Source organism: Bacillus testis (assembly GCF_001243895.1).
Taxonomy (GTDB): Bacteria; Bacillota; Bacilli; order Bacillales; family DSM-1321; genus Bacillus_AD; species Bacillus_AD testis.
This window is the reverse complement of sequence record NZ_LN851186.1, coordinates 3,507,314-3,522,304: the sequence shown is the minus strand read 5'-3', so window position 1 is coordinate 3,522,304 and position 14,991 is coordinate 3,507,314. Positions and strand designations below refer to the sequence as shown.

The 14,991-nt window shown below is 44.6% G+C and carries 13 protein-coding genes and 2 riboswitches; of the genes, 8 read left to right on the top strand and 5 right to left on the bottom strand.

Annotated elements, in window-relative coordinates; all coding sequences use genetic code 11:
* Positions 1-49: 49 nt before the first annotated feature.
* From katA to BN1765_RS17495, 3 genes are all read right to left on the bottom strand, one after another.
* Positions 50-1,516: a catalase KatA gene (gene katA, locus BN1765_RS17505; protein ID WP_050616318.1), complete on the bottom strand. Its 1,467-nt coding sequence runs from the start codon at positions 1,514-1,516 to the stop codon at positions 50-52.
* Positions 1,517-1,781: 265 nt separating this feature from the next.
* Positions 1,782-3,965, bottom strand: coding sequence for an MMPL family transporter (locus tag BN1765_RS17500; RefSeq protein WP_050616317.1), 2,184 nt, complete (start codon positions 3,963-3,965; stop codon positions 1,782-1,784).
* Positions 3,966-4,073: 108 nt separating this feature from the next.
* On the bottom strand, positions 4,074-4,640 hold the full coding sequence (locus BN1765_RS17495; RefSeq protein WP_050616316.1) for a TetR/AcrR family transcriptional regulator: 567 nt from the start codon (positions 4,638-4,640) through the stop codon (positions 4,074-4,076).
* Positions 4,641-4,907: 267 nt separating this feature from the next.
* Positions 4,908-5,011, top strand: a riboswitch (guanidine-I (ykkC/yxkD leader).
* Positions 5,012-5,092: 81 nt separating this feature from the next.
* Here BN1765_RS17495 and BN1765_RS17490 point away from each other — a divergent pair.
* The gene (locus tag BN1765_RS17490; protein ID WP_050616315.1) at positions 5,093-5,434 is read left to right on the top strand and encodes a DMT family transporter; all 342 of its coding nucleotides are present in this window, start codon (positions 5,093-5,095) and stop codon (positions 5,432-5,434) included.
* Complete coding sequence (locus tag BN1765_RS17485; RefSeq protein WP_050616314.1) at positions 5,434-5,748, top strand: DMT family transporter; 315 nt, start codon at positions 5,434-5,436, stop codon at positions 5,746-5,748. Before BN1765_RS17490 ends, BN1765_RS17485 begins: the two co-directional genes overlap by 1 nt.
* 47 nt (positions 5,749-5,795) lie before the next feature.
* Here BN1765_RS17485 and BN1765_RS17480 read toward each other — a convergent pair whose 3' ends face one another.
* On the bottom strand, positions 5,796-6,167 hold the full coding sequence (locus tag BN1765_RS17480; protein WP_050616313.1) for a Na-translocating system protein MpsC family protein: 372 nt from the start codon (positions 6,165-6,167) through the stop codon (positions 5,796-5,798).
* A 278-nt stretch (positions 6,168-6,445) separates the two neighbouring features.
* Positions 6,446-6,587: riboswitch (cyclic di-AMP (ydaO/yuaA leader) on the top strand.
* 463 nt (positions 6,588-7,050) lie between these two features.
* Here BN1765_RS17480 and BN1765_RS20835 point away from each other — a divergent pair.
* The 5 genes from BN1765_RS20835 (at position 7,051) to kdpDN (ending at position 12,857) form a co-directional block, all read left to right on the top strand.
* On the top strand, positions 7,051-7,131 hold the full coding sequence (locus tag BN1765_RS20835) for a potassium-transporting ATPase subunit F (protein WP_075050824.1): 81 nt from the start codon (positions 7,051-7,053) through the stop codon (positions 7,129-7,131).
* Between the two features lie 26 nt (positions 7,132-7,157).
* Positions 7,158-8,825 (top strand): potassium-transporting ATPase subunit KdpA, encoded by a 1,668-nt coding sequence (gene kdpA, locus BN1765_RS17475; RefSeq protein ID WP_050616830.1) that lies wholly within the window; start codon positions 7,158-7,160, stop codon positions 8,823-8,825.
* A gap of 106 nt (positions 8,826-8,931) precedes the next feature.
* Positions 8,932-10,965, top strand: a complete 2,034-nt coding sequence (gene kdpB, locus BN1765_RS17470) for a potassium-transporting ATPase subunit KdpB (protein ID WP_050616829.1) — start codon at positions 8,932-8,934, stop codon at positions 10,963-10,965.
* A gap of 34 nt (positions 10,966-10,999) precedes the next feature.
* Entirely contained in the window at positions 11,000-11,581 is a 582-nt protein-coding gene (gene kdpC / locus BN1765_RS17465; protein ID WP_050616312.1) for a potassium-transporting ATPase subunit KdpC, read from the top strand.
* A gap of 130 nt (positions 11,582-11,711) precedes the next feature.
* Positions 11,712-12,857, top strand: a complete 1,146-nt coding sequence (kdpDN, locus tag BN1765_RS17460) for a KdpD-like non-kinase potassium sensor (RefSeq protein ID WP_050616311.1) — start codon at positions 11,712-11,714, stop codon at positions 12,855-12,857.
* Between the two features lie 432 nt (positions 12,858-13,289).
* On the opposite strand, the gene BN1765_RS17455 is transcribed toward kdpDN, so the two are convergent.
* Positions 13,290-13,844 carry a maltose acetyltransferase domain-containing protein gene (locus tag BN1765_RS17455; RefSeq protein WP_050616310.1) on the bottom strand — a complete coding sequence of 185 codons (555 nt, stop codon included), beginning with the start codon at positions 13,842-13,844 and terminating at the stop codon, positions 13,290-13,292.
* A gap of 126 nt (positions 13,845-13,970) precedes the next feature.
* Here BN1765_RS17455 and BN1765_RS17450 point away from each other — a divergent pair, with 126 nt between their 5' ends.
* On the top strand, positions 13,971-14,972 hold the full coding sequence (locus tag BN1765_RS17450; protein ID WP_050616309.1) for a LacI family DNA-binding transcriptional regulator: 1,002 nt from the start codon (positions 13,971-13,973) through the stop codon (positions 14,970-14,972).
* Positions 14,973-14,991 lie beyond the last annotated feature (19 nt).

Genomic DNA, 14,991 nt, shown 5'->3' with positions numbered 1-14,991 from the left:
TCGAAAAAGCCCGCCTGGTCCAGGCGGGCTTTTTAATGGAAAAACACTATTAAATAGTTGCGATTTGGTCTGCAGGAATCGCAATTCCTAAGCCTTCGGCAACACGGGTGCCGTATTCAGGGTCGGCTTTATAGAAATGCTCTACTTGGCGGACTTTAATGTCTTCCTTAGTGACCAGCTGCAAGGATGCCACAATATTTTTTACTAGGCGGGCGCGTTCGTCCTCAGAAAGAAGGCGGTACAGATCGCCGGCTTGTGTGTAATGGTCATTATGGTCATAAGGAACGCTGTCTGTCATCCCCTCTACGTGAATGGCAGGGCGTTTATATTCAGCAGACTCCTGCGGGCCGCTGAAACTGTTTGGTTCATAGTAGACCGAACGGCCGCCATTATCATCCGCGCGCATAGCGCCATCCCGGTAATAATTGTTCACTTGGCTGATCGGGCGGTTGATCGGCAACGTATTGTGATTGGCCCCTACACGGTAACGGTGGGCATCTGCATAGGCGAACAGGCGGCCTTGCAGCATTTTATCCGGAGAGACATCGATTCCCGGCACCAGTGTTCCCGGCGAGAATGTAGCTTGCTCAACTTCGGTAAAATAGTTTTCAGGATTGCGGTCCAGCACCATTCTTCCGACCTCAATAAGCGGGTAGTCTTTTTGCGACCATACTTTAGTCACGTCGAAAGGATCGAAGCGATATGTATTCGCATCCTCGAAAGGCATGATTTGGACGCACAGCTTCCATGAAGGATAATCCCCGTTTTCAATACTGTTGAAAAGGTCTTCCGTATGGTAGTCCGGATGATCGCCGGCAATTTTGGCGGCTAAATCGACATCCAGATTCTTGACGCCTTGCTCTGTCTTGAAATGATATTTAATCCATACCCCTTGGCCGGCGGCATTTACCCATTGGTATGTATGGCTGCCGTAACCATTCATATGGCGCATCGATGCCGGAATGCCGCGGTCGGACATCAGAATGGTCACTTGGTGGAGGGATTCAGGCGACAATGACCAGAAATCCCAGACGGCTGTCGGGTTTTTAAGATGCGTTCGCGGATCTCTCTTTTGTGTATGGATAAAATCAGGGAATTTAATGGCATCGCGGATAAAGAAGACCGGCGTGTTATTGCCGACAAGGTCATAGTTGCCTTCTTCCGTATAAAACTTCACAGCAAATCCGCGCGGGTCGCGGACTGTATCGGATGATCCGAGCTCTCCTGCCACAGTTGAAAAGCGGGCAAACAATGGCGTACGCTTTCCTACTTCAGATAAGAATGCCGCTTTTGTATAAGCAGTCACATCATTCGTAACTTCGAAATAGCCGTGGGCGCCTGCACCCTTTGCATGTACCACGCGCTCCGGCACACGTTCTCTATTAAAATGGGCCAGCTTCTCAAGCAAGTGGACATCTTGGATGAGGGTAGGGCCTCTTGAACCTGCTGTTATTGAATGTTGATTATCGCCAACTGGGGCTCCCCAGCTTGTGGTTAATTGTTTATTCTTCTCCATAGTAGCCTCCTTGTTCGTATCTATCTTTTTGATAGATTAAATAATAACAGATTTAAAAATATAATCAATACTTTTTTATAATAATTATAAATAAGGAAAAATTGTTGGATAGGAAGAAAGGATGTGAGATTGTGAATTATATATGTTTTATGGGCTTTGTGGACTTATTTAGGGAGAAAAGATATGGAGGGAAAGAGAGGCTGTTTTTCGACAAAAAAATAACCACTTGAGAAAATTGTCACATTTTCTCAAGTGGTTGTGATGTTTATACAGACATATTTCGTTCTTTTGGTTCTGTTTTTGCTTTTGATGGCCAGAAGCTCCATTTGCCAAGAAGGAGAATAATGGCTGGCACAAGCATGGATCGGACTAAGAAGGTATCCATCAGGACGCCTATAGCCACCATGAAACCGAACATAAATAATTCCTGGATCGGCTGGGTGGTCAAAACGGCGAAAGTGGCAGCTAAGATTAGGCCTGCCGAAGAAATAACACCGCCTGTCTTGCCGATGCCCCGATGCACTGCTTCTTTAAGGGAAAAGGAGCCGAGCTCTTCCTTGATGCGCGAAATGAGCATGATATTATAATCGACTCCGAGCGCCACTAAGAAGACAAAGGTATAAAGCGGAATCCGGAAGCTCATGGCATCATATCCGAAGAAGTGGTCAAAGATCCACATACCTAAACCGAGTGCTGCAAAATAGGACAGCAGAATCGTCGCCATCATATAAATCGGTGCAATGATCGAGCGTGTCTGCAATCCTAGCATGACCATGATGAAGAGGGTCACAAGGACTACGACGACGATGGTATCGCGGTTATTGGCTTTATTCAGGTCAGCTTGTTTAGCTGTCTCTCCGGTGAAATAAAGATGATACTCTCCCTTAGTCCCACTGTTTTTCAGCATATCCGTTCTATCGCTATTTAATCGGTCCATCGTATCAATGGCATCAAGTGTATAAGGGTTATCTTTCAGGATCATCTGTAAGGTAACGGCTTTGCCATTATCTGATGCATTTGCCTGATAGTTTTGCGCAATGGTTTTGCTTGAAGGCGTAATACTCTCCACACCTTTTTGTGCTTCTAATTCCTGGGCGATGGCGGTCAGTTTGCCTGCATCCAATTGTTCATCCGATGTGATAAGAACAGTTGTCGGCGCCAGGCTTCCCGGTGAATACTTATCTTCCAGGATTTCAAATCCTTCACGTGATTCCATATCGCTTGGGAAAGACTTCAATAGATTGAAAGAGTACTTGATATTGAATGTATTCAACGAAAAGACCACTAGGATCAGAGTAAGGACAGCAATAATCGTTTTGGGGCGGCGGGAAACAAATACGCCAATCTTATCCCAAATAGGCTGTTTGGCTTTCTCCTTCGCATCTTGTTTCGGAATAAACGGCCAGAAGGCTTTTTTGCCGAACAGGGTGAACAGGGCAGGCACCAGCGTCAGGCCGCCAAGCAAAATAATGATCATGGCTGTCGAGAAAATAGGCGCAAAATTCCTATAGCCGGCATCGGAGGCGAAGAAAAGCATCAGCATTGCTACAAAAACGGTGCTGCCGCTAAAGAAAATAGGCTCCGATACAGCCTTCATGGCTTGATACATGCTCTCATATTTATTCTCTTGCGTCTTTAATTCTTCGCGGAAACGGGCGAAGACAAATAAAGAATAATCAGTCAATGCCGCAAAGAGAAGAATAGACATAATCGATAAAGATTGCTGGTCAAGATGGACACCTGCTTTTCCCATCAGCCCAAGCACGCGCTCGACTACCAGATAGACAATACCGCATGCAAGCAGCGGAATGACCGCGAGCAACGGAGAGTGGTAGATAAGGATCAGCAATACCAGAATGATGGCTACTGTCGCAAGGATCAGCACAACATCCGCGTTTGAAAATAGCTGGACAGAATCGGATGCAATCGCGGCAGGCCCAGTCATTTTTATCTTAATAGGATCTGAGACAGATTGTTTAATATCTTTTTTCAATTGGTCCAGTACAGACGTGATTTTTTTTGATTCCAATCCGGATTTCAATGTAATCGGCAGCGTTAAGCTGGTGCCGTCTTCAGAAAGGAGCGCTGCCTGGGCCTGGGGAGGCAACTGGTACAGCGGTAAAACTTCTTTCACATTTTTCGAATGGTTCTCGCTTATGTTTTTTGAGGCATCGGCAATTTGCTGTAATTGCTCTTTTGTCAATTTTTCAGCGGAAGTGAAGACCGCAATGGCAGGCGTCCCATCATCTTCTTTAAAATAGCGGTCCATTTCTTTTTGGGCTTTTTCAGATAAGGCGCTCTGCGGCAGGCCGCTGCTATTTCCTTTGGAAATTTCATCTTTTGCCTTCGGTGCTGTGACTGACAGAATAATGACAGCCAGAATCCATACAGAAATGATGATGCTGATTCCTTTTTTGGATCGGGTGGCTGTGGCCATCCATTTAAACATAGCTTGAAAACCTCCTTCATTTTTTTATTTCCGACACAACTGTCGATAATAGTCAGAACTATTGCATAATTCTATTTAAGTATGTCACACCATAAGAAAAGGCGTCAATTATTTACAACTGACACCATTTAAGATAAAATCCATTATTTCTTCAAGACGCTCTTCCTCCGTCTGGTTCCGGAAATTGGGGATTTGGATTAAGTTAAAAATGACATAGGAAATAAAAACAGTATTCGCTTCCTTTTTGATCATGCCGGCTTCTTTTGCCTGTTGGATCAGTAAGAGGCTATCGCTGTAGATTTCTTTAGAAACTTCACGAACCACCTGAATTTTATTCGAATAAGCCCCTTTTTCCTCCATTTGCTCAAGCATCTTAATAACCAGCTGGATGTGGGAATACTTGAGGAATACACGGATAAATTCACGGAATTTGGCCTGGATATCCTCGATTTGCATGATGTCCTGGCTTTCTTTGACTCGTTCATAAGCGAATCCATGCAAATAGGCGATAATGAGTTCATCTTTATTGGGATAATATTCGTAAATCGTACTTCTGCCCACAGATAATCTTTCTGCCAATAATCCGAAGGTAAAAGCATTATATCCTTTCTCAAGGAGTAATCCTTCGGTTGCTTTCATCAGAGCATGATGGTCAAGCTTTTTTTTCCTGGCCATAAGCAAGAACCCTCCCTTCCTAAGATGTTACTATACTATTCTAATTGGATCGGGGGTGGATGAAACCGCCGCCAATCAAAGTTTCACTTTATTATGACACGAAAGAGAAGCAATGGCTATCTGTTGGATGCATGCCCGGATCTCATAGTTAATGAATAGCGGAATGGAGGGGACTTTCTGGAGGGCAACAGTTGCGCGTGTCTCTGCTTGTTTGCCGTTTGTGTTTTTGGTATAGTTTGTATATTGAATTGTGAGAATTATAGAGTAAGATTAGCTTTCTAGGGTTCCGCAGCGTCTGGCTGGGCTGGTCCGAGAGAAAGCCGCAACCCCTTGGCGGGATTGTGACACGGAAGGATAAAAGCCTGGGAGAAAAGCATGTATGCTTCATTCTCCCAGGCTTTTTTTGAATGGCACAAGAGAAGCTGAAAATAAAGCAAAGGAGAGGAAATCGGATGAATAAACATTGGATGAAAGTCTTTGTGGCAGCCATTTTTGAAGTTGCTTGGGTAGTCGGCTTAAAGCATAGTCAGAATGCATGGGAATGGACGGGTACAGCTATAGCGATTGCAGTCAGCTTTTATTTAATGATTATGGCGGGGAAAGATCTTCCTGTCGGTACGGTCTATGCTGTATTTGTTGGGCTTGGGACAGCCGGTACTGTCGTTTCAGGGATTCTTTTTTTCGGTGAGCCTTTCAGTGTTGCCAAGATTCTACTGATCATTGTTTTGCTGGCAGGCGTAGTCGGGCTAAAAATGGTAAGTGACGGGAAATCAGAGGAAGGGAGCGAATCCTGATGGCTTGGATATATTTAGTGATTGCCGGGCTGTTCGAGATGACAGGGGTCCTTAGTATCAATTTGTTTCATAAAAGAAAAGATATATTGTCTATTTTTTTGATGCTGGGAACATTTGCGGGAAGTTTTTTATTCCTGGCATTGGCGATGAAGGATTTGCCGATGGGAACGGCTTATGCCATCTGGACGGGCATCGGTGCATCGGGCGGTGCGATCATTGGAATGGTTTGGTTCGGTGAATCGAAGGACTGGAAACGTCTTTTGTTTATAACAATGGTCCTTGCCGCGGCAGTCGGCCTTAAACTTACTGCTTAATATTTACTATATTATTATAACGTACCTGCTATTGCAGGTACGTACGTTTATATCCAGCCGAATGCCTTCTCTACATCTGTATCCATCACAAATACCTCGATCCGTTCTCCGGTCTTCGTGCTGATGTCGCTATGGCTGGATTGGACAGTACAGTTGGTATATCTTTCGACGATTTCTTCGAAGTTTTCACTATACATTTCCCTGAGGATCTGCCGTGCCTGTTTGACGAGCTTTCTGCCATTATGCTGCTTGACCAAGTGTTTTTCCTCAATGGTGAGCACTCCTTTGAAACGGACAATGATCATATCACCCACAATATAGGTTTTGGTTTCCTGGGGCCCTCTTCCAATCAAATCGCGCTGCAGTTTGATGAATGCTTCACTTAGCTCGCTTTCGAGTTTTTTCTTCGTAATGGCCATAATGATTCCTCACTTATATAAAAATATATAGCATTAAAGCGTATAATCACCTGAGTAGTCGCGCTTTGCATGTTTTAATGTTCGAATGATTATGCACACCGTTCATTTTTACCACGTTATCCCCAAATTTAAAAATGTTGAAAATAGGAGTAAAAACAAGGAATAATAAGCATTATGATAATTTCTATGAAAAAATCATCTTTTATGGATGTTTTTACCTGTATTTAGCCTTATTTTATTGTTTGCACAAAGCGTAATAGCAAGGTAAGATGAATTCAAATTTAATTCGGCTTAATCTCTTAATCGAGAACGGAGGAACCAATCTTTTGGGGTTAATTTTGCAGACATGCAGAAGGGATGAGAAAACTCTTTCGCCATCCTACCCGTCAGCTAACTTCGTCGGCTAAAGCGAAGGAGGTCATAAAGACCGCCTGATCAAGGGGCCTTTTTTGTGCGATTTTTTAGGTGCGCAGAGAAAGGGCAGCTTGAATGATGATGTAGGTCTTTTTGTTTTGCCTATATGTAAAAGAAAAAGGAAAATGGAAGACGGAACGCAAAGAGGGCAAAAGCTTGCTGGGCGTTAAGTAGGCCAATATATACTTTTTCTCCAAAAACACTTAAACGCGGAAAGGGAATGCTCCCTAATTTTATTTTTCTGTGCTTTAAGAAAAGGAGATAAGTATGTATTGGCCTTTTATTTTGCCTTTAAGAAGGAGGAAAGCCCGGACGGAATTCAACTGTTTCGATGAAATTTCCAGATGAAATGGAGGTGTTTAGGAATGATGGATGTATGGATGGTAGGCTTAGTCGCTATTTCCTCCTTGTTGATGGCGGGCCTGATTGTCTGGGCGGATAAAGAAATCGAAAAAAGGGGTGGGCAATAATGATGTTCTTCTTGTTGGCAATGGGCATATGCGTTTCCTTGTACTTATTGTATGCGTTATGCAATCCGGAAAAATTTTAATTTCGTAGGGGGATGGAAGGGTGTTAATGAGTATCGTTTCCATAATTGTTTCACTGGTCATCATCGGCTTGATGGTAAAGCCGACGGGGGTGTATCTAGCAAGTGTGTTTGGTGATAAACCAACAAAGCTTGATCGTATTTTTGGAGGATTTGAACATGTATTGTATCGCATATCGGGGGTCAAAAAAGAAAATCAAAGTTGGAAATTATATGCATTATCTTTTCTTTTAGTGAATGTTGCAACTTTGCTTATGGCCTATTTGGTTTTTAGATTTCAAGGCGTACTCCCGCTAAATCCAAGTCATATTAGGGGGATGGAGTCATCACTAGCATTCAACACAGCCATTTCATTCATGGCCAACACGAATCTTCAGCATTACAGCGGAGAAACGGGATTGTCTTATTTATCCCAAATGATCGGCATCGTCTTTTTGATGTTTATTTCGCCGGCAACCGCACTGGCAGCGGTGATGGCCATTATAAGAGGCTTGGCGGGTAAAAATGTCGGCAATTTCTTTGTGGATCTCACGAGAAGCTTAACGCGCGTTTTCCTGCCGATTGCTTTTGTGTCTGGCTTGGTATTTGTCTTTCTTGGTGTGCCGCAGACGCTTGATGCGACGGCGGAGGCCACGACAGTGACGGGAGAGCAGCAACAAATTGCACGTGGACCGGTAGCTGCATTCCTAGCGATTAAAGAAGTCGGCAATAATGGCGGAGGGTTCTTTGGCGCCAATTCAACTCATCCCTTCGAAAATCCGGGCGGGATCAGTAATTTTCTGCAAATCTGGCTGATGATGCTTCTGCCAACAGCGCTTCCGTTCGCATACGGCAAGATGGTCGGCAACAGAAAACAGGGCCGAATCCTGTTCACGATCATGGCTGTGATGTTTGCTATTATGCTCGTTGTTTCGCTCACTTCCGAATTCAATGGCAGCTCTGTGCTCCAGAGCCTAGGCATGAAAGATGGATTGGGCAGCATGGAAGGGAAGGAAACGCGTATCGGTGTAGGGGATTCAGCTTTTTATTCTGTCGTCACGACGGCTGCCGAAACAGGAGCGGTCAATACGATGCATGATACATTGACACCGATCGGCGGTATGGTCACGCTGATGAATATGATGCTTAACACCGTATTCGGCGGTGTTGGGGCCGGGTTTATCAATGTGTTGATGTATTGTTTGGTTGCCGTTTTCTTGTCAGGGCTAATGGTGGGAAGAACACCGGAATTCTTGGGCAAGAAAGTGGAAGGATGTGAAATGAAAATCATAGCAGTTACATTACTGATCCATCCTTTACTCATTCTAGGCGCTTCAGCCATCGCGCTTTGGACTCCTTTGGGCAGCGAAAGCATTTCCAATCCCGGTTTCCATGGCCTGACGCAAATTGTCTATGAATACACGTCCTCGGCAGCCAATAATGGCTCTGGCTTCGAGGGGCTGGGGGATGCCACGCTGTTCTGGAATATTTCAACCGGATTGGTCATGTTCTTTGGCCGTTGCTTCAGCATCATCGCCATGATTGCCGTTGCCGGGTCGTTGGCCAAAAAGCAAGTTGTTCCAGAGACAATCGGAACTTTCCGGACAGATACTTCATTGTTTGGAGGCATATTGTTGGGGTCCATCCTCATTGTCGGTGCGTTGACGTTTTTCCCGACATTAGTACTGGGCCCTGTTGCTGAATTTTTAACACTTTGATAATGGAGGAAGGAAGAAAATGGGCGAAACAGCAGTAAAAAAACACGGATATCCTGATGCTGTGCATCAAGATGCCGGCCTGGGCACTCAGGCGAAGCAGAAGAATATGATGCCTCATCCGCTAAAGGAGCCGAAACAAAAAGGATTAATCGGAAATGCCATTAAGCAAGCTTTTGTCAAATTAAATCCGGCTACAATGGTTAAAAATCCGATTATGTTCGTTGTAGAAATTGGGTTCGTCATAACACTCTTCCTTTCATTCATGCCAGGATTGTTTGGAGGAAATTCAGACATTTGGTTTAATGTGACGGTTACCTTCATCCTGCTATTCACCATTCTATTTGCCAACTTTGCTGAAAGCTTGGCAGAAGGAAGAGGCAAAGCGCAAGCCGATTCGTTAAAGAAATCTAAACAAGAAACGACAGCTAATCTCTTAAAAAACGGCCAGATTGTAACTGTATCTTCGACCACCCTTAAAAAGGGCGATATAGTGGTCGTTTCGCAGGGAGAAATGATTCCGGGGGATGGCGAAATAATAGAAGGCCTGGCATCGATCGATGAATCGGCAATCACTGGCGAATCAGCGCCTGTTATTAAGGAAAGCGGCGGCGATTTCAGTTCGGTTACTGGCGGCACGAAGGTAATCTCAGACAGTATTACCGTACAAATCACTAACGATTCAGGCGATTCCTTTCTGGAACGGATGATTTCGCTAGTCGAGGGAGCCGCGCGGAAAAAAACGCCTAATGAAGTAGCCTTAAACACGGTATTGACCGCATTGACCTTGATTTTTATGATTGTCGTCATGGCTTTGCCACTGTTTACGGATTATTTAGGATTCGCGATTGAATTGCCAGTATTGATTGCCCTTCTTGTTTGTTTGATTCCAACAACGATTGGCGGCCTTCTGTCCGCTATCGGCATTGCCGGCATGGACAGGGTGACGCAGTTCAATGTCATCGCGATGTCCGGGAAGGCGGTGGAAGCAGCCGGGGATATTCACACTATTATTCTTGATAAGACGGGAACGATTACGTTCGGCAATCGTATGGCAAGTGATTTTTTGGCTGTCGGCGGTTGCTCAAAAGAAGAATTGCATTTTTGGAGTGCAATTGCATCCGAGTATGATGATACACCAGAAGGCAAGTCGGTTGTTTCACTTGTCGGACAATTGGGGACAGTGGCGGACAGAAGCATCATAAAAGAGGCGGAAATGATAGAATTTCGGGCAGAGACAAGGATGAGTGGCCTTAACTTAAAAGACGGAAGGGCTGTCCGTAAAGGGGCCGTAGAGGCGATTAAACAATGGGTAATGCAGCAAAATGGATCTTTACCATCCGATTTGGATGAGAAAACGAATAGAATCTCGGAAAAAGGGGGAACCCCGCTTGCTGTAGCTGTGGACGGCCGTATTCTTGGTTTAATTTATTTGAAGGATACAGTGAAACCCGGTATGAAAGAGCGTTTCGATCAACTGCGGAGAATGGGCATCAAAACAGTCATGTGCACGGGGGACAATCCAGTCACAGCAGCAACGATTGCCAGAGAAGCAGGCGTTGATGAATTTGTCGCTGAATGCAAACCGGAGAACAAAATTGCGGTCATTAAAGAAGAGCAAAGCCAAGGGAAGCTTGTTGCCATGACAGGGGACGGTACCAATGATGCACCTGCTTTGGCGCAGGCGGATGTTGGCCTGGCGATGAATTCGGGAACCACCGCAGCAAAGGAAGCCGCCAATATGATTGATCTGGATTCTGACCCTACTAAGATCATTGAAGTGGTAGGGATAGGGAAACAACTGCTTATGACCCGGGGGGCATTGACAACATTCAGTATTGCTAATGATGTAGCGAAATATTTTGCTATTATCCCAGCTATGTTCATGATTGCCATCCCTCAAATGAGCGCTCTCAATATCATGCAGCTGAGTTCGCCAATGTCGGCTATTTTATCGGCCTTGGTGTTCAACGCGATTATCATTCCGTTGCTGATCCCTTTAGCCATGAAAGGGATTGCCTACAAACCAATGAGTTCGAACGCATTGCTTGGCAGGAATTTAAGCGTGTATGGGCTCGGCGGGATTCTTGCCCCTTTTGTGGGCATTAAAATAATCGATGTCATACTCGGTGTATTTATATGAACCAATTCAATGAAGGAAAGAGGGAGTATGTCTAGTGAAAGAATTGCGATTGTTGACAGTTCCGGTTCTGCGGTTCAGTGTTGTTGTGATGATAGTATGCGGATTGATCTATCCACTTGTCTCCACGGTGATTGCACAAGCGTTCATGCCTTATAAAGCGAATGGAAGTATGATAGAAGACAGCGAGGGGAATATTGTGGGCTCTGAATGGATCGGCCAAAAAGTAACAGATCCGAACTATTTCCAAGGACGGATTTCGAGTGTAGAGTACAACGGAACTGGCTCAGGAAGCAACAACTATGCCCCGTCTAATCCTGACCTCAAGAAACGGGTGCAAGAGTCTATCATTCAATGGGGAAAACAAAACCCTACGGTTCCTGTATCAGAAGTGCCGGCTGACTTACTGACTAATTCCGGTTCAGGTATAGATCCGCATATATCACCGGAAGGAGCCTACGTGCAGATTGACCGAATTTCCGAAAGGGGAGGAATCAGTAAATCGGTGCTGAAAAAACTGGTCAAGGAACATACAAAAGGAAGAGAGTTGGGCTTGTTCGGGCAAGAACGGGTCAATGTTTTGAAATTGAATCTCGCCTTAAAGGAGCTTTATAAATAAGAGGCTGGACCCAAGAGTGGATCGACCAAGCTTTTTCAAGCGGGTGTTAATAAGACGAAAATACGGGGGTTAAAGGGTGTCAAGAATCGCTGTTCTTGACGCCTTTTGAGCAGTTGGAAAGGAGAAGAAAATGGCAGCTGACCATTACTATTCACGCCGAAAGACACCAGAACAGATCTTGGATGAGTTACATAATGAACATAGAGGAAAAATGAAGCTTTATATTGGAGCAGCACCAGGTGTGGGGAAAACCTATAAAATGCTGCTGGATGCCCATGATGCCAGAAAAGAAGGAAAGGATATCGTCATTGGCTTGGTGGAAACGCATGGACGGCACGAAACTGTGGAGCAATTGAAAGATTTAGAATGCATTCCTCTAAAACAAATCACTTACAAAAGCCGGACATTCGGTGAGTGCAATATCGAAGAAATCCTTAAACGCCAGCCGGGCATCGCAATCGTAGATGAATTGGCCCACAGCAATATTAAAGGAAGTAAGAACCGTAAACGATATCAGGATGTCGAAGATCTTTTGGAGTCAGGCATAGATGTATGGTGTGCAGTCAATATCCAGCATATTGAGAGTGTGAATGATATTGTCAAACAAATTACAGGCATCTCTATTCGTGAGAGAGTGCCGGATTATTTCATCCAAAAAGCAGACGAAATCCAATTGATTGATGCCAGCCCGGAAACGTTGCGCAAACGACTGGCAGAGGGAAAAATCTATAAACCGGACAAAATCGAGCAAGCCCTCCAGCATTTCTTCAAACAATCCAATCTATCTGCACTGAGAGAATTAGTGTTACGCGAAGTGGCCAATGATATGGATGAAAAAATCCATTCTGATTTTGAGAAGGAAGAAGGCCCGTTAGGAGTATATGACCGTATAATGGTGTGCGTGCATTACGGACCCACTGCCGAAAAGTTGATCCGGAGGGGATATCGGATGGCACATCGTATGAAAGCTGAATTATATATACTCCATATTGCATCAGAAAAAGAGCCATTCTACTCGGCGGAGAAACAACAGAAGATAAAGCGCTGGAAAGCATTGGCGGATGAATTTAATGCCCATTTTATTATTGAAGAGAGAGGGAAGAGTAAGCCGGCGGACATCATCGTCTCGATTGCCAAAAAATATCGGATTACGCAAATCATACTTGGGCAGTCAGCGAGGACACGATGGGATGAAGTAAGGAAAGGATCAATCGTGAACAGCATTATGAGGAATGCCAGAAATATAGACATCACCATTGTCAGCGATGGAAGATAAAGATTATTGGAAACGCCCGAATTGAAAAAGATGCTTCCTTATTCGGAAACATCTCAACGGAAAAAATAATGTTGTTGGCTGCTCTTTTATTCAACATACGTTCCACCTATTTAAAATGATTAGAACTATAACAAAAATAATCAAAGTAGATAGAGAGATTAATGGAAACAAAAGAGTTAGTAATACGCTGGACCAAATGGATGCGATTTTTAGAGTTATGAGGGAATTGGGTAGGCTGGATATCCACTGCTGAAGTTGACCAGTTTTACGAAAGGTACTGAAAGCTGTTTTATCTCTATTTTTCACTTATTTTCTCTTCTCCGATTCTTTTTCTCCATATACAAAAAAGCACCCTATAGAATAGCCACTTTTCAAAGTATCTATTCTATAGGGTACAGTTTAGGCTTTCTATTCCTCTTTTTTTGTAGGCATTTAAATCTTTTTCAGCACGCGTGCAGGATTCCCTCCTACAACGGTTGATGGCGGTACATCTTTCGTCACTACAGCGCCGGAGGCAATGACAGCGTTGTCTCCAATGGTCACTCCAGGATTGATGATGCATCCGCCGCCGAGCCATACATGGTTGCCAATCGTCACCGGTTTGCCGAATTCAAAACCGGATGCACGTTCCTTGGCATCCAATGGATGGGTTGCTGTGTAAATATGCACCCCGGGACCGAGCATGCAATGATCACCGAATGTTACTGGGCAGACATCCAGAATGACACAGTTAAAATTAGCAAAGAAAAAATCGCCTGTATGGATGTTGTAGCCATAATCACAGCGAAAATCTGGCTCGATCGTTAGATGTTTTCCTGCTTTGCCCAATAAAAATGCCAAAATGTTTTGGCGTGCCTCGGTATCCGTTTCTTTCGATGTATTGTACAGCCGAGTCAGCTTCCTTGCGTGTTCCCGGTCTGAACAAAGTTGCGGATCGTTAGATTGATACATTTCGCCTGCAATCATTTTTTCTTTTTCAGATTTCATCTAAACGCCTCCTGTGTTGGAATGGTCATTTACCTTAGCTGCTCTTCTTGATTGACGTTAATATTTACCAATATTATAATAAATCCAAAGAATGAAGTAAACGTTTACGTAAAAAGAGGTGGAGAAATGGGCGTTACGATCAAAGAGGTAGCACAACATGCGGGCGTATCGATTGCTACGGTCTCCCGCATATTGAATGACCGCCCGGGCTTTAAGCCAGCCACGAAGCAAAAAGTGCTGGAGGCGATTGATGAACTTGGCTACCGTCCCAATGCTTTAGCAAGAGGGCTGGTCAATAAAAGGACCAAGACAATCGGTGTTATATTCCCTACTGTATCTTCGATGTTCTCGGCGGAAATTCTTCGCGGGGTCGAAGAGGCTGTCCATGCAGCAGGTTGGAGTGCCATTGTATGCAATACGGATAGCTCTACAGAAAAAACGCTGCAATATTTGGAGTTGCTAATCGAAAAACGAGTGGAAGGAATCCTTTTTGTCAGTGATCTGTTCACCGCACAATATGAGGAATGTATCCATCAGGCAAGTGTGCCAGCCGTGCTTGTGTCTACCATTTCATACAGCGGGCTTCCATATGTAAAAGTCGACGACCGAATGGCGGCGTTCTCTGCGACAGACTACTTGATCAAGCAGGGGCACAGGAAAATATGCATAGTCAATGGCGGGAAGGAGGATGCGATTGCAGGCATCCCGCGTATGGAAGGATACAAACAGGCATTCAGGCACCATGGCTTGGCGTTTGAACCTGAATGGCTGATTTATAGTGGAGATTTCAGTTTCCAATCGGGCAGATCCGTTTACGAACAGGTGATTAATAGCGGAACGACTGCGGTTTTTGCTTGCAGCGACGAGCTGGCTGCCGGGATTTTGTCAGAGGCGCACCGGCATTCGGTGGCTGTGCCTGAAGAATTATCCGTGATGGGATATGATAATCTGCTGATTGCAGAAATGGCGATTCCGCCGCTTACGACTGTGAGCCAGCCCTTGTTTGAAATGGGAAAAAAGGCGGTGGGTATGTTGTTCCAGGTGATGGATGGATCTACATGCGTTCCAAATTGCGTGATGCCCCATCAGATCATCAGCAGAGAATCGGTTTTGAGGCTAATAACGTAAACGTTTACGAAGAAAGGGT

Coding starts and splice junctions, on each gene's coding strand:
- BN1765_RS17490 (WP_050616315.1), top strand. CDS start 5,093: ATGAATAAACATTGGATGAAAGTCTTTGTGGCAGCCATTTTTGAAGTT.
- BN1765_RS17485 (WP_050616314.1), top strand. CDS start 5,434: ATGGCTTGGATATATTTAGTGATTGCCGGGCTGTTCGAGATGACAGGG.
- BN1765_RS20835 (WP_075050824.1), top strand. CDS start 7,051: ATGATGTTCTTCTTGTTGGCAATGGGCATATGCGTTTCCTTGTACTTA.
- BN1765_RS17455 (WP_050616310.1), bottom strand. CDS start 13,844: ATGAAATCTGAAAAAGAAAAAATGATTGCAGGCGAAATGTATCAATCT.
- BN1765_RS17495 (WP_050616316.1), bottom strand. CDS start 4,640: ATGGCCAGGAAAAAAAAGCTTGACCATCATGCTCTGATGAAAGCAACC.
- BN1765_RS17480 (WP_050616313.1), bottom strand. CDS start 6,167: ATGGCCATTACGAAGAAAAAACTCGAAAGCGAGCTAAGTGAAGCATTC.
- BN1765_RS17500 (WP_050616317.1), bottom strand. CDS start 3,965: ATGTTTAAATGGATGGCCACAGCCACCCGATCCAAAAAAGGAATCAGC.
- katA (WP_050616318.1), bottom strand. CDS start 1,516: ATGGAGAAGAATAAACAATTAACCACAAGCTGGGGAGCCCCAGTTGGC.
- BN1765_RS17450 (WP_050616309.1), top strand. CDS start 13,971: ATGGGCGTTACGATCAAAGAGGTAGCACAACATGCGGGCGTATCGATT.
- kdpA (WP_050616830.1), top strand. CDS start 7,158: ATGAGTATCGTTTCCATAATTGTTTCACTGGTCATCATCGGCTTGATG.
- kdpDN (WP_050616311.1), top strand. CDS start 11,712: ATGGCAGCTGACCATTACTATTCACGCCGAAAGACACCAGAACAGATC.
- kdpB (WP_050616829.1), top strand. CDS start 8,932: ATGATGCCTCATCCGCTAAAGGAGCCGAAACAAAAAGGATTAATCGGA.